This window comes from Ekhidna sp., from assembly GCF_963691765.1.
Lineage (GTDB): Bacteria > Bacteroidota > Bacteroidia > Cytophagales > Cyclobacteriaceae > Ekhidna.
The window spans coordinates 1,936,552-1,956,419 of sequence record NZ_OY829375.1 but is presented as its reverse complement, the minus strand read 5'-3'; the positions used below and the strand labels follow the sequence as shown (position 1 = coordinate 1,956,419).

The window sequence follows — 19,868 nt, the reverse complement described above, 5'->3', positions numbered from 1 at the left end:
CCAATTGTTTGATTTAATTTGCTAAACGGATAGCGAAATTACTCCAAAAAACCATGATCCTAAAAAGCCTAAGGCTTACATACTTTAAGAATCACCCCGAATCGACTTTCGAGTTCGGAGAAAGGATCAATTGCATCCTGGGCAAAAACGGAGTAGGGAAAACCAATTTGCTTGATGCGATTTATTATTTGTCCTTTACGAAAAGTGCTATTGGATCGCAAGACAAACTTACCATTACTCACGATCAGCGAGCTTTTACTGTGTTCGGTACATATAGTGAAATGACTACAGCTCTACAATTTGAAAAGGGAAAAGTCAAGACATTAAAGATAGACGGACAAGAACCTGAAAAACTAAGTGACATCATTGGTAAAGTCCCTTTAGTAATTGTTTTACCTGACGATACCTCAATGATCAAGGGGGGAAGTGAAGAAAGAAGAAAGTTCTTTGATGGAGCACTTTCTCAATTTGATTCCGAATACCTGAAATCTTTGCTGCAATACAATAAGCTGCTAAAGCAACGCAACAGTTTTTTGAAACAGAATGAAGGTCGAGCAATAAACACACAGCTCCTTGATACCTATGATGATCAGCTTATTCCTCTTGCAATTTCAATTTCAAATAAACGAAGCAAGCTGCAAGAAACATTTCTCCCTTACCTAATCAAAAACTATTCTGACCTCCATGATGGTAATGAGTCACCAGCACTGAATTTCAAATCACATGTTGACCAGTCCTTTGAATTAAGGTTCAAAGAAAATAGAGGTAAGGATCAAATCATGCAAAGAACAATGCTTGGTGCACACAGAGATGATTTTGAGTTTTTGCTTGATGGTGAGCTCATAAAAAAGTTTGGGTCACAAGGTCAGCAAAAGACATTCATTATAGCATTGAAACTGGCATTAAACGATTTTCTGCGTGAGCAAACCGGAATCAAGCCTCTTTTATTGCTGGATGATATTTTTGACAAACTCGATGATTCCAGAATCCAACTATTGGTATCTCTTCTTCTAAATAATGAGCGATTTCAGCAGATATTTATTACCGACGCAAGAAAAGATCGCAGTAAAGAGCTATTCAAGAATGAGAAAGCGATCAACTTTATAGATCTTTGATGCAGCCATGAGCGAAGATCCAATTAAAAGTTTCCGAAACGCATTTCAAGGATTCCTTAAAGAGGAAAACTTAGAAAACACTTACAAGCAAAAGCAAGTCATTGCTGATTGGGAACGTATTATGGGCAAGACCATTTCTTCAAGGACAACTCAAGTCTATTTTAGCAAAAAAATACTCTTCGTAAAGCTTTCCTCAGCTCCTCTCAAGAATGAAATGCAAAACTCCAAATCACAAATCATTGATCTAATAGAGAAGGAAATTGGGAAAGGTGAGATTGAGGATGTGAGGTTTTTATAATTTTTTTATGGAATCTGTATGGCTATTTCATCTCAATGAAAAAAGCCATGAAACATATTATACAAACCTTCTTCTTCCTATCGCTAGGATTCGCAGTAGGCCAAGACGCCAGAGAACTTACTCTTAATACTGAAATCAAAGACGTCACAGTTTTTATCCAAGGTGCGGAGATAACCAGAACAGGAACAACAAGAATCCCAAAAGGTGAATCTATTATAAAAGCATCTGGTCTTTCACCTTACATTAACTCCAAAAGCATCACAGCAAAAGCAACTGGAGATTTCATTATTCTTTCAGTCAATCATAAGCTCAATTATCTTGAGTCTCTTAAAAATGACAAAAGAATTGATAGCTTAGAGCAGATAGTAGATGAACTTGATCTAAAAATTTCCAGAATTAGAATCAAACAAGAGGTTTTAAATGAACGGTTGAATCTGCTACACTCAAACGATGATTTTGGTGGAAACGCTGGCGTCTCTCTAGAAAACCTTAAGGGCGCTGTCGAGTATTTTGAAAAAGAAGTAACTGAGATAAAATCCAGTTCATTAGACAATCAACTTCAGATCAAAAAACTGGAGGTAGAAAAAGTACAAGTCCTAAATGAAATAAACGTCAATAGAAATAGAAAAACACTACCTACTTCTGAAGTGCATATAAGAGTTAAGGCAGAAAACGCTACCACAGGCAATTTCAAAATTGTTTATCCGGTAGAAAATGCCGGTTGGTTTCCCAAATATGACATTCGTGTCAAAAGCATAGAAAAACCAATGCTTTTGGAATATAAGGCGGATGTTTATCAAAACACGGGTATAGATTGGAAGAATGTGAAACTGCAACTATCTACTGCAGACCCAAATCAAAGTGGAGTACTGCCTAATTTAAAAACATGGTTTTTGAACTTCGAGAGAAACACTCGCTATCAAAAGCGTGATTACAGCAACATTTCATCTTTAACATATGATGAAAATCAATATCGTTCGATCACTGGCCAAATCACTGATGATACAGGAGAACCACTTCCAGGTGTAAACGTGGTAATAGAAGGAACTACAACAGGAACAACAACGGATTTAGATGGGAACTATAAAATCTTAGTCTCTGGAGACGATAAGGTTGTCTTCTCATACGTCGGATTTGATACTCAAGAAATGAAAGTTGGCAACAGATCAAACATTGATGTTACGTTAGGAGGTATGACCGAATTGCAAGAGGTAGTAGTAACAGGATATGGAGGTGGAGTATCAAGGAGTAGCAGCTACAGAGCTCCAAAGCCTAAAGCAGAAGTTATAACTACTCGAGTCGTGCAAAAAACTACTTCGTTTGTATTTGAGGTTGAACTCCCCTATTCAATCAAATCTACTGGTCAACGATTGACGGTAGATCTAAAGAAGCATGACCTGGATGCGAATTATAAGTATTACAGCATCCCAAAAATAGATACTGACGCTTTTTTAATTGCCGAGTTGACAGACTGGAATCAATATAATTTATTGGAAGGCGAAGCTAATCTTTTCTTCGAAGGCACTTTTGTAGGGCAGACAATATTAAATCCTGATGCTTTTGGAGATACTTTAGACATTTCATTAGGAAGAGATAAAAGCATAGCAATTAGTAGAGAACCTCTCGAAGAGTTTACCAAGCGCAAATTAATTGGGGGTAATAAAGTAGAACGTAGAGCGTATCAGATCAAAGTAATGAATCAAAAGGATCATCAAGTGAATTTGACTGTTTTTGATCAAATCCCAATTCCGGTTATTAACTCTATATCTGTTTCATTAGAAGAAAAAAGTGGGGGTGATCTTAACGAAGAAACGGGTGAAATAAGTTGGAAAATGAATTTAAAACCAAAAGAGATTCAAGATAAAAAGCTAACCTATCAGGTTAAATATCCGAAACATGAACGGGTTGAATTAGACTAGCAATGTTTGGGGAAGCAGAATAACTGCTTCCTCAATCTACAATCTGAATGTTAACCACAGAATTGCTGGACTAGAAAAGCTCAATCTCTTAATATCAGTTTCGCTTTCATCGTTATTATCCGGATTGTTCTCAAATTCAATTTCAAATTTTTCTTTCAATGACTTAAAGTAGTAGTTGGCTTCAGTACCTATTAAAACCCTTGATGTTATTCTATATTGAAAATTTAGCCTTGGTCCAAGCCCCCACCCTGAGGTTTTATTAGTTGTTTTAATTGTCTGGGAAGAAAAATTGTCTTCATTTTCTGTTTCATTTTTTTGAGATTCGACTAAAAAATCAATACCAATAGAATATACAAATCTCTTAGACAACAAGTTCTTCTTTTCATATCCGATTCGAAACGAAATGTTATCAATATTAGTAGTTAACGTATTGAAATTATCGTCATTACTAAACTTGTCCTTACTGTAAGCAAAACTAGCCGCAAAACCTTTCCCGGTTGCAGAGGTATAGTTGTAATTGAAGAAATACGGATTCGAAGGTGCTGTGGTACTCCCAAGGCTGAAGATTTGTCTAACTAGCTCATTTACTTGGAGCCCAAGGAAATGTCCTTTAAGCTCTGCTGTATTTAGATCCTCTTCTTGTCCGTATGTCATACAAGTGATAAGCATTGTCATCACAAAGAAGGCTGACTTTTTCATATGATTGTTATGGGTTTATTCGAAAGGGTTTGAGAATCGCTCATCCTCAATAAGATCGTAATCAGTTAAGGTGCCCAAAAATGCAATTATAGCACCCATCTCTGTTTCAGTAATTTCAGGCCGCTTAAGGCTTCCATCATTATTTTTAAGCCTAATATCTAAATTTGGATGCTCCGTTACTCCACTTTTATAGTGATTAACCACTTCCTCTAGTGTAGAAAAGCGGCCATCATGCATGTATGGAGCGGTAAGTGCAACATTTCTTAGCGACGGTATTTTAAACTTGCCATTGTCCAATGAATTTTCTGTGACATTTTCTAGACCACTATCTTGATAAGGCATCTCTAAACCGATATTAGAAAATGCACCTCCAAATAAATAACCATGTGGGCTTTGAACTTGGTGACAGCTGTTGCAGTCATACTTTGAGATAAACAGTTCCTGACCAAATGCTTCTTTGGGTGTTAGAGTTTCGATTCCTCTCAATGAATTGTCAAGTTTAGTGTTGTTTGATTTAATGCTGTGCGTAAACGCAAATAATGCTGATGAGATGTTCTCAGCATTTATCGATCCATCAAAAAATGCATTTTCAAACAATGCTGGATAGTATTCAATCGATCCAATTTTAGTTACCAAATATTCAATATTTGGTATGCCCATTTCCACATGGTTTATAATCGGTAGCAACAAAGACTTATCGTGATCTAAACCGCGACCATCCCAAAAAAGACCATTATTAGAATCAGGATTGTTAAAGTCTGAGAATTCCACCAAATTTTGAATTGGCATTGAATTACGTTCGGTTGGTCTATTATCAAAACCCCTACTAAACTGTAAGTTATCGCTAAATGCATTGGCCTGTTTATGACAGGATGCACACGAAACTCCATTATTTATAGATAATTGTTTGTCATAAAATAGAACCCTTCCAAGTGTTGCTTGATTATTATCATTAGCATAATCATATGGAATTTCAGGAAGTACTGGTTTAACTTCAATGAATTCTGGTGATTCACTTTCACAAGAAAGCAATGTTAAAGTGACTAAAAAAAGGTAGGTAGTGAGTTTCATGTTGCTAAAGTTAGCACATATTGGAACTATTCAAACGGAATTCTCCACATCATGTAATAATCAAATGCGGTAGAGTTTTTCCTGTTGGTTTTTCCAAAACCTGGAATGTCAAAAGTCTGTAGTTCGCCTTCACCGTTTATTTTTCTAAGGAATTGCCAACGCATAGTGAAGCCCATATAAAAATTGGAAACAATTCTTCCTCTAATATTAAAGGCTACTTCCATCCATCTTGCATTTAGGGAATTATTCTCTAGAAGATATTCTTGTTCACCAAAACCTTGGTCCGCAGTATACGATAAGCGATCTTCAAAATTTGCCCTGGCATATCTAAGCCCTAATGAAAGTACATTACCACTGGATTTATCTTTCGTAAAGTTTCGGTCAAAACCTATTCGGTAATAGCTGCCTTTATTTTCATAGTCAAATGTTTCCCCACGATTATGCTCTTCAATACCATAGTCTAATACAAAGTTGTACTTATGAATGGCGATAGCTGCCTGCACTTCATGTGTTGATAAATCATCCTTACTGAATGTCCGAATACTACGGATTGCATTTACCCCTATTTTTATCTCAGAAGGGCGGAAATCCACAGGCTCCTTATCCTCTGATGGAGGAGCAGGCTGACCAACAAGGATCAGACTTAAAGTCAATGTCAATATGCTAAAAGTAGATTTCCACATTGGTGTCTAAAAGTCTATTGGTAACATTTCCTACAACTACTGTAGAATCAAAAGATTGACTCACGGTATCAATACCAACAAAAGTCAATGAAGGGTCGCAAGCTTCATCAAAAATTGAATAGGACGTCTCATAGCTCAACTCCACAAAATGGCTGGAGGTATCAGAATCGAATTGCAATCTGGTTCGCTCATTTAATGGATTTAGCGGGAAAAGAATGAACGTGGAATCTGACACGATAGTAGTATCTGTACCAGAAATGGTAGTGTCTGCTAAGAAACGAAAGTTATACGGCGATCCTTCAATTGTGAAGGTAAAGCCAACTGTCTTCGGTTGCTGTGTTTCTAAATCAAAAAACCTCACTATGACAAAGTCAGTATTATCATCTGTGCCACAGTTTTCAATCTCTTGACAACTAAAGATCAGTAACCCAAATACTATGATGAAGATTTTTTTCACAGGCCGCAAAATTAAAGCTTAAAGGTTTGTAAATGATGTAACGCTCAGATTTCCATTAGCTTTGCAAATGTCTAGCGAATTCGAAACAAAACAAGATCGCTGAGCTTTAATTAAAATCATGAAAACGAAGGGTTTAAAGAAAACAAAAGTCAACATAGTCACTCTTGGGTGCTCCAAAAATCTGGTAGATTCTGAAGTGATGTTGACACAATTGAGGGGAAACAATATTGATGCCACGCATGAATCAACAAAAGATGATGCAAATGTGGTAGTAGTAAATACCTGTGGTTTTATTGATAACGCAAAGCAAGAATCCGTTGATACTATTCTCAGGTATGTGGATGCCAAGCAAGAAGGCTTAGTGGAAAAGGTTTATGTATCTGGTTGCTTATCTCAACGGTACAAGGAAGAGTTGAAAGACGAAATCCCTGATGTTGATGCTTGGTTTGGGACAGGAGATTTACCAGCTCTTCTAAAAAAATTCAAAGCAGACTATAAAAAAGAATTGCTTGGTGAACGTATTACCACCACAAACAAGCACTATGCCTATTTGAAGATTGCAGAAGGCTGTGATCGCCCATGTAGTTTTTGTGCAATTCCGCTAATGCGAGGCAAGCATGTCTCGAAACCTATGGAGCAAGTTATTGCTGAAGCTCAGTCGCTAGTCAAGAACGGGACAAAAGAGATCTTGCTCATCGCGCAAGACTCTACTTATTATGGCTTAGACCTCTATAAGAAGAGAAACTTAGCTGAGTTAATGGATCGCTTAGCTGATGTTGAAGGTCTCGATTGGATCCGACTGCATTATGCGTTTCCAACAGGCTTCCCTGAAGACGTCCTTGAAGTCATGGCAAAACGATCAAATATTTGTAATTACTTAGATATTCCCTTGCAACATGCCTCAAGTAACATGTTGAAATTGATGCGAAGGGGGACTACTCGGGAAAAAACGGAGGCGTTGCTTGATACAATGAGATCTAAAGTTCCTGATATTGCAATAAGAACAACTTTAATTGCAGGTCATCCTGGAGAAACTGAACAAGACTTTGAAGAAATGTTAGATTTCGTTAAAAAAAATCGATTTGAACGACTTGGGATTTTCACCTATTCACATGAAGAAAACACCCATTCATACAATTTTTCGGATGATGTCCCCGACGAGACCAAACAAGAGCGTGCAAATGCCGTAATGGATTTGCAGGAAGAAATTTCTATGAGTATTAACGAAGCCAAAGTTGGAAAAGAATATAAAGTGTTGATCGATAGAATGGAGAGCGGAACTTTTATCGGAAGGACTGAACATGATTCTCCAGAAGTTGACAATGAAGTTATTATTCCAGCTGATCATTCATACTTACGAATTGGAGATTTTGCCCAGGTAAAAATTACCGACGCTACAGCCTTTGATCTGTACGGTGAACCAATCAAGCCATAACCTACTTTACTAAAGCGTGCGCACCGAAACCTTACCTTTAGAAGAGACTGACTGTTTTTCGCAGTTTTTCATTGACTACATCAATAAAAAGGAGGAGCTCAAAACTTTTTATTCCGATTTCCCCTCTGTAAAGAATTTCGAAAAACAAATCGATGAGCGTAACTTCAATAGCGCAAACCGCGAAGTTCTTGCTGACATGTTACGAAATCAATATGAAGGGCTCAGTCCACTATCAGCAGTTACGGATAACATCGAAGCATTAAGGGGTTCAAAAACCTTCACAATAACCACAGGACATCAGCTTAATATATTTACTGGGCCACTATATTTTATTTACAAGATTGTTACTGTGATCAATGCTTGCAAAACATTAAGTCAAGCATATCCGAACTATCGTTTTGTTCCCGTTTATTGGATGGCTAGTGAGGATCACGATTTTGATGAAATCAATCATTTCTACTTTGAAGGAGAAAAATTGGAGTGGAAATCGAATCAGACAGGAGCGGTAGGTCATTTCAACCCTAGTGATCTGCAAGATATTGCCAGTAAACTACCTAAAGGAGGCGAATTTTTTAAAGATGCCTATTCAAAGGAAACGCTAGCGGCTGCAGGCAGAGCATATGTCAATCATTTGTTTGGTGAAGAAGGATTGGTCGTTGTTGACGCTGACCATGCCAATTTCAAATCATTATTCCGACAAGTAATCGAAGATGATTTGTTTACCCATAGTGCTGAAAAATTTGTCGTTGAAACCTCTAATAAACTCGAGTCCATCGGGTACAAGACACAAGTGCACCCTAGAGAAATCAATTTCTTCTACCTTGAAAACGGAGTTCGAGAACGGATAGAAAAATCTGAAAATGGGTTTGATGTAGTAAATACGGATCTTCATTTTTCTAAAAGTGAGATGAAGAGTCTTATTGAAAAACATCCAGAAAGATTTAGCCCCAACGTAATTCTTAGACCACTCTATCAAGAAACTATTTTACCAAATTTGGCATATGTTGGTGGCCCTTCGGAAGCTGTTTACTGGCTTCAACTAAAAGCTGTCTTTGACAACTTTAAGACGCCGTTCCCATTATTGATGCCAAGAAACTTTGCCCTTGTTATTTCTTCAACAGATTCGGCCAAATGGGAGAAAACAGGATTGTCAAACAGAGATATATTTCTCTCTTCTGAAAAAGCCTTCACTACATGGGTACAGTCTAATACAAAAAATGAATTGAGTTTTTCAGATGAATTGAATCACTTGCAAGAATTGGAAGATAGTCTCAAGAAAAAAACCGACTCAGTTGATCCGACGCTAAGTCAGCATATTGAAGCGCTCTATACTTCATTTTCCAAACGGATTGAAAACGCAGAAAAAAAGATTTTGCGGGCAGAGAAGCGAAAGCATGAGGATTGTCGAAAACAAATTGAATCAATTAAGGATTCTTTGTTCCCCGGGGGAACCCTGCAAGAAAGAAGAGACAACTTCTTGAACTTTTACCTCAAAAATCCGAAGTTTATAAAAACGCTCCTTCAAACATTCGATGCCTTTGATTATCGGATGTATATGCTTTACGAGTAGACCAAATGATACCCTACTCAGTAGCAAGGTTGACAGTTTTATTCTTTTGCTTAGGTCACTATGGAAATTAAATCTCCCACACTTCTCATTGACAAAGAAAAATGTGTTCGCAACATTGATAAGATGCTTCAAAAAGCCAAAAATTCAAATGCTGAGCTGAGACCACATTTTAAAACACATTTTTCATCAAAAGTTGCTGAGTGGTACAGAGAGAGGGGGGTAAATAAATGCACCGTTAGCTCAGTATCGATGGCACAATATTTTGCTAATAATGGGTGGAAAGACATCACAATAGCCTTTCCATATAACACACTAGAATCAGAGGAGATTTCTGATCTTGCTTCCAAAGTGAGTCTCAACATTCTGATAGAGTCAATCGAAAGCTTGAATCAGGCAAAAGAAAACATAAAGGGTGATGTTGGTTACTTTATTAAAGTAGATGTTGGAACTCATAGAACTGGGATTGATCCAAGAAATGAAGATTTGATTAGCACATTAATTAATGAATCTAATGACGCATTGAAGTTCCAAGGCTTTTTAGCCCATGCTGGTCATACTTACGGATGTAAAGATTTCGAAAGCATAAAGTGGATATTTGATGGAGCAAAAAAATCACTTCTGCAACTACATGAAAAATTTGGAGGGCTAATCTCCTACGGGGATACACCTTCATGCAGCTTATTGGATGACTTTGAGTTATTTGATGAGTTAAGACCTGGAAATTTTGTGTTTTATGATTGGATGCAAAAAGATATAGGATCATGTCAAATTGAAGATATCGCAGTTTGCATGGCCTGTCCAGTTGTTGCTATCCACAAAGACAGAAATGAAATAGTTATATACGGGGGTGGTGTTCATTTTTCTAAGGATTTGATCATGGAGAAAGATATCATGGGAAAGGAGAGGCGTACTTTTGGGAAGATGGTTCGACTATCCAAGACAGGTTGGAACTCTGAAATAATTGGCAATGTAGTCAGGCTTTCTCAAGAGCATGGTGTTGTTCATTTAGACGATGACGAAATTGTTCGTGTAAAAGTAGGTGACTTGATTGGCGTGATTCCTGTACATTCGTGCCTGACTGCCGATTTACAAGGCTACTATCTCTCCACAAGTGGAGAACGAATTGAGAAGATGACGAAAAACTAGAGATGCATAAAATACTTTCGCTGCTTTTAACTGTATTCGCACTTACTGCACATTCTAAAAAGGACCCTCCAAAAGACACAATTGATATTATGATTGGTCAAATGATCATGATTGGCATCGGTGATTTTAATATGGTTAATTCAGATGAGGCCATCTTCAAAGAAATAAAAAGTGGAAAGGTCGGAGGTGTGGTCCTTTATGAAAAGAACATTTTATTCGAAAGCCCAAAACCTGAACTTGCACTTCTAGTTGACATGCTTCAAAAGAATTCAGAGGTTCCGTTATTTATCAGCATCGACGAGGAGGGGGGTCGTGTCACACGAATGAAGACACGTTATGGTTTTCCTAAGAATGTTTCTGCTCAATATTTAGGAGACATGGACAACATCGATTCTACTCGCTATTATGCAAATCAGACCGCCACAATCCTAAATAGTTTTGGCATAAATATGAACTACGCTCCCGTAGTTGATGTGAATATTAACACCAAAAATCCTGTGATAGGAAAGTTGCAGAGAAGTTATTCTGAAGATTACAAAAAGGTGATTGAGCAAGCCTTTGAGGTTATAGATCAGCATAACAAAAATGGAGTTGTCCCAGTACTAAAGCATTTTCCAGGACATGGGAGTAGCAGAAATGATACTCACCTTGGGCTGGCAGATGTCACAGAAACCTGGCAGCTAGAAGAAATGTACCCGTACTCTGCTCTTATTGATAGTGGTGTTGTCAAAGCTGTTATGACCGCCCATATTGTGAATAAGACACTGGATGACACAAAAAATCCTGCCACCTTATCTAAGCAAATAGTCACAGGCATGCTTAGAGAGTTTCTCAATTTTGATGGTGTGATCATATCAGATGATATGCAAATGGGTGCTATCAACAATGAGTTTGGATTGCGAGAAGCAATCAAACTTTCAATAGAAGCTGGAGTAGATATGCTAATGTTTGCCAACAATGTAAGTGCTAACAATCGAATATCTGCTTCTACAGTACATGCCATTATCAAAGACCTGTTGTTTGAAGGAATCATTACTAGAGAAAGAATATATGAATCCTATCAGCGGATAATTAAATTAAAAGCAGAGACAGGCCTTTGTGATGAAGGGTATTATCGCTCGTTGAAAAATAAACTGAGAGCGTATAACTAGCTACGAATAAAGGTTGATTTTACTATCTTCACCTTTCCATGATCCAATACAATCCTAAATCCTGGTTTTCACTCATCTTTGATGTCTACAGTAGGTATGTCATTAGGGCACTATTTCCTCTGATTTTATTCGCCGCTGTATTTACATCCGTTTTATGTTTTCTATTCATAGATGTGTTAAAAGTGACGATTGTCGACACAAAGGCATTTCACTCGATTCTAGGGGTAATACTTGGTCTATTTCTTGTCTTAAGAACTAACACAGCATATGACCGGTGGTGGGAAGGCAGAAAGCTCTGGGGTCAACTAGTAAACGATTGTCGACAATTGGCAATAAAGATCAGCACCTTCCTCCCAGAGGATGCTAAAGAAGACAGACTCTTTTTTAAGAAGATGATTGCCAATGTAACATTTGCAATGAAACACCACCTAAGAAATAGTAAACTAGTTGGTGAGATGGATTTCTATGATGAAGCTTCAAAAAAGAGGATAATTGATAGTAATCATCGACCTAATATTATCAATAAAATAATGATGGAGCGTGTCATGGATCTTCATAAAAGAGGGTTATTGACAGCAGAAAAATTATTCATTATAGATAAAGAAATTAAAGGGTTCACAGACATTATTGGAGCCTGTGAAAGAATTAAGTCTACTCCGATTCCATACTCTTATAGTATGTTTATCAAGAAGTTTTTATTTATTTATTGCATCACATTACCAATGACATTTATCGGAGAATTCGGATATTGGTCAGTCATTTTGGTAGTAGTCGCATTTTATTTCTTGATGAGTGTAGAATTAATATCAGAAGAAATTGAAGATCCTTTCGGCAGAGATATAAATGATTTGCCTCTGGATGAACTATGTGTGAAAATCAAAAAGAACATCATAGAAATTTTCAACAATAACTAACTTGACAATCCAAAATTGCTATTAACATTTTCTAATTATGAAATTCAATCAACTTAAACTAGCCTCTCTTGCACTATCAGCAGCCGTGCTAATTACTTCATGCGGTGGTGGTGGTAGCCAAGAGCAATCTTCTGAGGCGTCTTCAGAGTTTGAAGCAGCCAAAGCTCAGGTGGCCGCTGACGTATCGAAGGTATTGAAAGATTTACCTCCTCCATCTGAGGTTCCATACCTTTTATTAAATGCTGGAGCCGAATTTGATGAGTCAATCATCAATTCACTTGATAAAATGGAGTCTTATCAAGTAAGTGAGTCTAAAGCAGCACTCAACCTTGGAGTCTATGCAACGGATATTGGTTATTTGACTTCTTATGAAAAATCAGAGCTCGCTCTTGATTACATGGGCGAATGCCAAAAGTTAGCCGCTCCGGTAGGCGTTGCAGGTGCAATTGACTATGGAATGATCCAGCGCTTTGAGTCTAATATGGAAAACAGAGACTCTCTATCAAACATTATCAATGAGGTAATGGAAAAATCTGGCGAAAGACTTAGTGAGCTTGATGAGCTAAATAGTGCAGCTCTTCTACTTGCTGGAAGCTGGATTGAAGGTGTTTACATCTCTTCTACAATTGTAAATACTTATCCTGATGATTTACCAGAAGAATCAAGAACGCTTATTTTAGAGCCATTGGTGAAAATTGTAATTGATCAAAAGATTTCATTAGCTGACCTACTTCAGGTGATGAGTGATGTACCTGAAACAGCAGAAGTTACCAGCATGATTGCAGAGCTTCAAAAAGTAAAAGCAATTTATGATGGAGAGCTTGCAGAGGTAGAGCAAAAAATTGCCGAAAACACAGGGGATTTTGTTCTTTCACCAAGCACACTAGATAATTTGTCTGCTGAAGTCACCAGAATTAGAAACTCAATTATTGAGTAATTGAAAAACAACATATAATATTGGCCGTCATTGCTATGCTCTGACGGCTTTTTTATTATTGGGTAATGCTAATGTTCTAACTTTAGCGTCACTAACTAACCTAACCACTAACTCCGCATGAGTGAAGAACTGTTGAAAGCTATCATACGTCTCCTTGTAATTGTCGCAAAGGAAGAAGGAGAAGTTGATGAAAGTGAAAAAGAAAGCGTTAGAGAATTTCTTTACGAAAATGTAAGCCGAGACGACACCAAACATTATCTAAAGATTTTAGATAAGTATGTAAATGACGTTGATACGGGAAAAGATGATTATAGTCAAATAGACGAAATCACAACGAACATCAACAATGAACTTACGCAGCCTCAGAAGCTAATCGTGATGGTGAAGCTCATGGAACTTATCATCGCGGATGAAAAAATCACAGAACGTGAGGCCGAACTGCTATACAGAATTGGAAAAAATTTCAAGTTTGAGGATGAGGTAGTTGATGCAATTAAGCAATTCGTAGTTAATAAGGACCCAAACGAATATTCAGATATTTACTCCGTTGTTGTCTCTGGTGCAGAAGAACCAGATCGCCCACGCCAGATTTATCATGAACAACTAAAGGGTCACCTTGCTTTTTTCAAGTTGCCCAAAATTGATACCTGTTTCTTTAAATATTATGGTGGTGATATTGTTAGCCTCAATGGCCTGATGATCTCTCCAAATAAAATCAAAGTATTCTCTACAGGAAGTTCTATAAAGGGGAAAAGAACAGAACGTCTTTACTACAGTGATGTAGTTGGAACCTTAAGAGATGATGTGACAGAAGCTAATATTTCTTTTGTTGCAGACAATATTTCATACAAGTTCGACAATGGGAACATGGGCCTTACCGATATCAACGTTGCTGAGCCTACTGGTAGACTTGTAGCTATTATGGGTGGTAGTGGTGCCGGAAAATCAACCCTTTTTAATGTCCTAAATGGAAGTTCCAGGCCATTTAAAGGATCCGTTAGAATTAACGGCGTTGATATTTATCAAAACCCAAAAGAAGTCGAAGGTATCATCGGCAACGTGCCTCAAGATGACCTCTTGATTGAAGACCTTACTGTTTACCAAAACCTATATTACGCAGCTAAGCTTTGTTTTGACAACAAAGACAAGACTGTTCTGAGTGATCTGGTTAACCGTACGCTAGAGGCTTTAGGCTTAACGGAAGCCAAAGATTTAAAAGTTGGTAACCCACTTCAGAAGACAATCAGTGGAGGCCAAAGAAAGCGATTAAATATAGGGTTAGAGCTTCTAAGAGAACCATCTGTGCTTTTTGTTGATGAGCCAACTAGTGGACTATCTTCAAGAGATTCTGAAAACATTATGGATCTTCTTAAAGAGCTATCACTTCGTGGTAAGATGGTTTTTGTGGTAATACATCAGCCATCCTCGGAGATCTTTAAAATGTTCGATAAGCTATTAATCTTAGATACCGGAGGCCACCAAATCTATTATGGCAATCCAGTAAAAGCTGTCACATATTTTAAAAATCTCGTCGAAATGATCGATAAAGATCAAAGCGCATGTATAGAATGTGGCAATGTAAATCCAGAACAAATTTTCAACATCATAGAAATGAAAGTTGTTGATGAATATGGAAGGTTTACTAACAAGAGAAAATATTCTCCAGAGCAATGGCATGAGCAATTTGTAAACAACATTGAAATAGAATCTGTAGAGGAAGAAAAAGCGAAGCCACCTAAATCGCTAGACCTACCAAATAGATTGAAGCAAGCCAAAATTTTTCTTCAACGAGATGTATTAGCTAAGATCAGCAATCGACAATATGTGTTGATAAACATTCTAGAGGCACCTGCTCTTGCGCTGTTGCTTGCTTTAATTACAAAATATTCACCAGAAGGAGCTGATTACACTTTCTATAAAAATGAGAATATCCCTGTTTTCTTTTTTATGAGCATAATCGTTGCGCTATTCATGGGCTTAACAGTTAGTGCGGAAGAGATTATAAAGGATAGAAAAATTCTAAAAAGAGAAGCATTTCTTCACTTAAGCAAGCTTAGTTATCTGTCCAGTAAGACATTGTTACTTTTTGTTCTCTCTGCAGTCCAAACATTACTGTTTGTTTTGATTGGGTCGTGGATATTGGAAATCCAAGGCATGACAATCTGGTATTGGATAATTCTTTTCTCTGTATCATGCTTTGCGAACATTTTGGGTCTGAATATCTCCGCTGGATTTAATTCGGTTATTACAGTTTACATTTTAATTCCATTATTGATTATTCCTCAATTAATATTAAGCGGTGTAGTAGTAGATTTTGATAAACTCAACTCTTCATTTTCTAATGCCAAAAAAGTCCCATTAATTGGAGAAACCATGGCATCAAGATGGGCATACGAAGCTTTGGCTGTAAATCAATTCAGGGATAATCCATATAATAAAGAGCTCTATTTGCTTGATCGTGAAGTCGGAATAAACACTTACAAGTCGGTTTATTACACGAAGTTCTTACAAGAGAATCTAGACTACTGTTACAAGAATAAAGATTTTGAAGGCAGAAAAGAGCGGCTAGATTTGATAAGAAAAGAAATTAAAAAGCAGCTTCAAGTTTTTGGTTCAGATAAGCTTCCTAATGTAGATCAAGTTACATCTGAAGGTCTTAACCAAAAAGTCTACAAGGCAACTGCTGAATTCTTAAGTGCAATAAGATCTGTATATAATTCCCGTAGAAAAAAAGCAAAAGATGAATTGGATGCTATGATAGCAGAGAAAACAAAGACGCCTGAAATGGAAAGTGAATACATAAGACAAAGAGATGCGTTTGAGAATGAACGCATTAGCATGATGCTCAAGAATATTTCCACAAAGAGAAGGATTGTTTCTTCCGGAGATGAACTTATTCAAAAAATCTATCCTGTATTTGCAAAGAACGAATTTCCTGATGGACCTCTTCACTTTAGATCGAATTTCTATTATCCAGAAAAGCACTTTGCAGGGATGTATATAGATACTAAAATCTTCAACCTCATCATTATCTGGTTGATGACGATAGTATTATTCGTAGCAGTCTACTTTGATTGGTTAAGGAAAATACTAAGAACAGGAAGAATTATATAGGAACATTCACATGCCTTTCTGCATGATATGAAGATCGCACCAAGGGGCCGGATTCTACATATTTAAGACCCCTTTTAAGTCCTTCTTCCCTAAAGTGGTCAAACTTATCAGGATGTACAAACTCTGCCACTTCGATATGACGCTTGGTAGGCTGAAGGTATTGTCCTAGTGTAAGTATGTGCAGGCCATGTTCTACAAGATCATCCATTGCTTTATAAACCTCTTCATCAGTTTCTCCGAGGCCTAGCATAATTCCTGACTTTGTCCGCTTTCCAGCTTCATTTGTAAGCTTGATCTGCTCAAGACTTCTATAATACTTGGCTTGTGGTCTAACTCTTCTGTATAAAGACTCAACCGTTTCCATGTTATGAGAGACTACTTCTTGACCTGCTTCAATCATTCTATAGAGAGCATCCCAATTCCCCTTAACATCTGGTATGAGTGTTTCTATGGATGTATCTGGAGATAATTTTTTTGTTTCTACCACAGTCTGATACCAAATCTCAGCGCCTCTGTCTTTCAATTCATCTCTATTCACAGAAGTTAACACAGCATGTTTTACTCCCATCAATTTAATCGCTTCCGCCACTCGCTTTGGTTCGTCTTGGTCATACTCAGGCGGTCGACCCGTTGCAACTGCACAGAAAGTACAACTCCGAGTACATACATTTCCGAGTATCATAAATGTTGCCGTTCCTTCACCCCAGCACTCACCCATATTTGGACAATTGCCACTTTCACAAATAGTATGAAGCTTATGCTGATCCACAAGCCTTCTCACTTTTGCATAGTTTTCTCCAACTGGCAGTTTTACTCGCAACCAATCAGGCTTTTTCTTTCTTTCAGGTTTGTCTACTACAGGTAAGTCAATCATACGCTACATTCAAGAATAAGTGCAAATCTAATTCAGGAAAGATAGATTCCCGATTATTTTCGGGATCCCCAGAATAGTGTGAAGAAAACAGAGGAAAAGACAGATTTGTTCGGTTGTGTTGGAACAAGTTCGATTTCTTTGGTATAGGCCTCCACCATCACACCAGCTTCTACACCAGCGACGTTTCTCCTAAAAGTCCCAAACTCAAATAACAATGATCCCTTTGCATGAGCACCTGGTGCAAAATCAGCATCGCCTAACCCTTGAAATAGTTTTCCGGGCCCAGCAATGTTTTGAGGCGATGGAAAGTTAACTACACTAAATGGCTCATAGCGTTGATCCGCTCCGAGAACATAGTAAGGTGCGACTAGTCCAAAGGTTGGTCCAGCAGCAGCGGCCAAACTTATCTGAACGCCTTGCTGATTCGCTTTCTTGTACATTAATTTCTCTAGGCCATAGTTAGTTCTAATCGCATAGAGATAGTTGGACTTCCCATAAATAAAGCCAGCACCACTCAATCCAATATATCGAGCTTCACTTGGATGTTTAACGTTAGATAATTCTAGTCCAAAAGTTTGATAGAGGTCATTGCCTTTCTTTCTACTATGACGAAGTACAAGACCACCAATCAAACCACCATTCGTGTTTTTATTGATGCCCCAAATCCATTCGGATGTATATTCAAACTCTTCTCCTTCAAAAAGCTGGGCTGAGCTAAGGAGAGGCAGAATAATTAGAATGAATATTTGTAGCTTTCTCATGTTTGCTATTGAATAACAAAAATAATGTGGAAGTCCCTATTGTTTTTTAGCAATAGAATTAAGTTCCTCATAATTAATTCCCATATGTGAACTATTAAAAACCGCTTTTCCATTAGCTATTAATATCGCTTGCGGCGATTCATGTCTTATTCCATACCGCTCAGCTATCATATTAGAAACATCTCGATGAGCAATTAAGTCAAGAAAATATGGTTCAAAAGAGTAATCATCTGAAAAAGATCTTTCAAATCTACCTAGTGACATTGCACTTATTGAGCAGCGTGTGCTGTGCTTAAACAGCAATACCGGTTTTTCTTGTGATAAATTATCTATCTCTTCCAATTGTGAAACATTATTCAGTTCTTTCCATGGTAAAGACTCTTTCTCTTTCGCTGAAAATAGCTTTCCTAGCATACTACAATAATTTGATTAGTTATTCCAAATCACCCGTTCTTTTTTATCGAACTTAGGCTCTTTTGCAGTTCCATTAACATCTTTTGGGTTGTGCTTGTTCCCGTTGAGCCTAGTCCAGAAAATATTCCATTTGCGAAACATCTTTCTAACCTTAGGATTATTGAATTTCTTAGCTGTATGATAATTGCTACTAGGGTGTTGTCTTCCTACTCGCTTATGCTTCACCTTCATATCTCCTTCCCACAGTGTTGCCTCCTGAAAGTACTTTGCCAGACCCCATTCTTTCGAATTTCCAAAAAATCTCAACCTAGTCCCAGTATATCTTGGTCTTATCTTGTATTTCACACCTCTAAATGGCGAGCCAGCAGAATATCTCGGCTTCACCTTGAAATCCTTTCCTCTAAAAGGTATTCCTTGTGAATAGCGGGGAGTTAATTTATAATCTTTAGCGGTGAAAGGCATACCCTGCGAGTACCTTGGGTTTACACCATACTTTTGCCCACGGAACGGATTGCCTTTAGAGTAGCGAGGAGTTACCTTATAATCTTGGCCTCTAAATGGATTACCTCTTGAATACCTGGGATTAATCTTATAATCGCTACCTCTAAATGGGTTGCCTCCAGAATAGCGTGGATTTACTTTGTAATCACTGCCTCTAAACGGATTCCTTCCAGAGTAACGAGGATTTATTTTGTAGTCACTGCCTCTAAATGGATTCCCTCCAGAATAACGAGGATTTACTTTGTAGTCACTGCCTCTGAATGGATTTCCGCCAGAGTACCTAGGAGAAAACTTATACTTGCTTCCTCTAAACGGATTTCCAAAGGAATAGCGAGGAGTCACCTTATAGTCACTTCCTCTAAACGGATTTCCACCGGAATAACGGGGAGAATATTTTCTTGGTTTAAATGATGCTACTCCACCAGCAGAAGTTCTTGGCTTTACAGAATACCGCTTCTGTTTTTGCTTTATTGGAGAATACCTCGGAGATGAAGTCTTGGATAATTTAAATGGAGAGGAAGCGCTTGAATACCTAGGAGACCTTCGGCCATCCGCACCAGGAATGCCCGAGCTTTTTCCTACTTTCTTCTTGTTTCTGAAAAAAAGAAAGCCCTTTCGTTCAACTTTTTTAGTCTTGAGCCTGCTATCGTTGTCTTCAAGTAATTGAGCGTCGGCAGTATAAACTGCCGCGCCAATTAATATCGATATGATTAGAAATCGTTTCATTTCCACTCTATGCCTTCCAAAGGTTGGCAATTTAGGTGATAATCTCAACGATTCTGTCGAATCCATTCGACTGATCGTCTATA

18 protein-coding genes are annotated in these 19,868 nt (G+C 37.7%); 10 read left to right on the top strand and 8 right to left on the bottom strand.

All coding sequences use genetic code 11. The features are described 5' to 3' along the window. Positions 1 to 53 precede the first annotated feature (53 nt). The 3 genes from recF to ACY650_RS09135 are packed head-to-tail and all read left to right on the top strand — an operon-like array spanning position 54 to position 3,332. A complete protein-coding gene (gene recF, locus ACY650_RS09145) occupies positions 54 to 1,115 on the top strand; it encodes a DNA replication/repair protein RecF (RefSeq protein WP_462253961.1) in 1,062 nt (353 codons plus the stop codon). Positions 1,116 to 1,122: 7 nt separating this feature from the next. Further along, a complete protein-coding gene (locus tag ACY650_RS09140; protein WP_462253959.1) occupies positions 1,123 to 1,413 on the top strand; it encodes a DciA family protein in 291 nt (96 codons plus the stop codon). A 47-nt stretch (positions 1,414 to 1,460) separates the two neighbouring features. Next, positions 1,461 to 3,332: a DUF4139 domain-containing protein gene (locus ACY650_RS09135; RefSeq protein WP_462253957.1), complete on the top strand. Its 1,872-nt coding sequence runs from the start codon at positions 1,461 to 1,463 to the stop codon at positions 3,330 to 3,332. A gap of 36 nt (positions 3,333 to 3,368) precedes the next feature. On the opposite strand, the gene ACY650_RS09130 is transcribed toward ACY650_RS09135, so the two are convergent. Genes ACY650_RS09130 through ACY650_RS09115 form a run of 4 tightly spaced genes read right to left on the bottom strand, consistent with a single transcriptional unit; the run spans position 3,369 to position 6,242 of the window. Beyond that, the gene (locus tag ACY650_RS09130; protein WP_462253955.1) at positions 3,369 to 4,031 is read right to left on the bottom strand and encodes a hypothetical protein; all 663 of its coding nucleotides are present in this window, start codon (positions 4,029 to 4,031) and stop codon (positions 3,369 to 3,371) included. A gap of 15 nt (positions 4,032 to 4,046) precedes the next feature. Continuing rightward, positions 4,047 to 5,102 (bottom strand): cytochrome-c peroxidase, encoded by a 1,056-nt coding sequence (locus ACY650_RS09125; RefSeq protein WP_462253953.1) that lies wholly within the window; start codon positions 5,100 to 5,102, stop codon positions 4,047 to 4,049. A gap of 26 nt (positions 5,103 to 5,128) precedes the next feature. After that, on the bottom strand, positions 5,129 to 5,785 hold the full coding sequence (locus ACY650_RS09120; RefSeq protein ID WP_462253951.1) for a DUF6048 family protein: 657 nt from the start codon (positions 5,783 to 5,785) through the stop codon (positions 5,129 to 5,131). Further along, entirely contained in the window at positions 5,766 to 6,242 is a 477-nt protein-coding gene (locus ACY650_RS09115) for a hypothetical protein (protein ID WP_462253949.1), read from the bottom strand. Before ACY650_RS09115 ends, ACY650_RS09120 begins: the two co-directional genes overlap by 20 nt. Positions 6,243 to 6,360: 118 nt before the next feature. On the opposite strand from ACY650_RS09115, the gene rimO reads away from it, so the two are divergent. The 7 genes from rimO to ACY650_RS09080 all read left to right on the top strand — a co-directional run bounded on the left by rimO (position 6,361) and on the right by ACY650_RS09080 (position 16,509). Further along, positions 6,361 to 7,677: a 30S ribosomal protein S12 methylthiotransferase RimO gene (gene rimO / locus ACY650_RS09110; RefSeq protein WP_462253947.1), complete on the top strand. Its 1,317-nt coding sequence runs from the start codon at positions 6,361 to 6,363 to the stop codon at positions 7,675 to 7,677. Between the two features lie 16 nt (positions 7,678 to 7,693). After that, positions 7,694 to 9,247, top strand: a complete 1,554-nt coding sequence (bshC, locus tag ACY650_RS09105) for a bacillithiol biosynthesis cysteine-adding enzyme BshC (protein WP_462253945.1) — start codon at positions 7,694 to 7,696, stop codon at positions 9,245 to 9,247. A gap of 60 nt (positions 9,248 to 9,307) precedes the next feature. Next, a complete protein-coding gene (locus tag ACY650_RS09100) occupies positions 9,308 to 10,393 on the top strand; it encodes an alanine racemase (RefSeq protein ID WP_462253943.1) in 1,086 nt (361 codons plus the stop codon). 2 nt (positions 10,394 to 10,395) lie between these two features. Beyond that, entirely contained in the window at positions 10,396 to 11,544 is a 1,149-nt protein-coding gene (locus ACY650_RS09095; protein WP_462253941.1) for a glycoside hydrolase family 3 protein, read from the top strand. A 38-nt stretch (positions 11,545 to 11,582) separates the two neighbouring features. Beyond that, the gene (locus ACY650_RS09090) at positions 11,583 to 12,458 is read left to right on the top strand and encodes a bestrophin family protein (protein ID WP_462253939.1); all 876 of its coding nucleotides are present in this window, start codon (positions 11,583 to 11,585) and stop codon (positions 12,456 to 12,458) included. 37 nt (positions 12,459 to 12,495) lie between these two features. Then, entirely contained in the window at positions 12,496 to 13,395 is a 900-nt protein-coding gene (locus ACY650_RS09085; protein WP_462253937.1) for a hypothetical protein, read from the top strand. A gap of 117 nt (positions 13,396 to 13,512) precedes the next feature. Continuing rightward, positions 13,513 to 16,509, top strand: coding sequence for an ATP-binding cassette domain-containing protein (locus tag ACY650_RS09080; RefSeq protein ID WP_462253935.1), 2,997 nt, complete (start codon positions 13,513 to 13,515; stop codon positions 16,507 to 16,509). Here the strand turns inward: ACY650_RS09080 and lipA are convergent. From lipA to ACY650_RS09060, 4 genes are read right to left on the bottom strand one after another with little or no spacing between them, the layout of a single operon-like run. Then, positions 16,502 to 17,383: a lipoyl synthase gene (gene lipA / locus ACY650_RS09075; protein WP_462253933.1), complete on the bottom strand. Its 882-nt coding sequence runs from the start codon at positions 17,381 to 17,383 to the stop codon at positions 16,502 to 16,504. The two genes, ACY650_RS09080 and lipA, sit on opposite strands and share 8 nt — an antisense overlap. A gap of 53 nt (positions 17,384 to 17,436) precedes the next feature. Next, positions 17,437 to 18,144 carry a hypothetical protein gene (locus ACY650_RS09070; protein ID WP_462253931.1) on the bottom strand — a complete coding sequence of 236 codons (708 nt, stop codon included), beginning with the start codon at positions 18,142 to 18,144 and terminating at the stop codon, positions 17,437 to 17,439. 36 nt (positions 18,145 to 18,180) lie between these two features. Further along, on the bottom strand, positions 18,181 to 18,558 hold the full coding sequence (gene ytxJ, locus ACY650_RS09065; RefSeq protein WP_462253929.1) for a bacillithiol system redox-active protein YtxJ: 378 nt from the start codon (positions 18,556 to 18,558) through the stop codon (positions 18,181 to 18,183). Between the two features lie 15 nt (positions 18,559 to 18,573). After that, positions 18,574 to 19,851, bottom strand: coding sequence for a hypothetical protein (locus ACY650_RS09060; RefSeq protein WP_462253927.1), 1,278 nt, complete (start codon positions 19,849 to 19,851; stop codon positions 18,574 to 18,576). Positions 19,852 to 19,868: the final 17 nt, after the last annotated feature.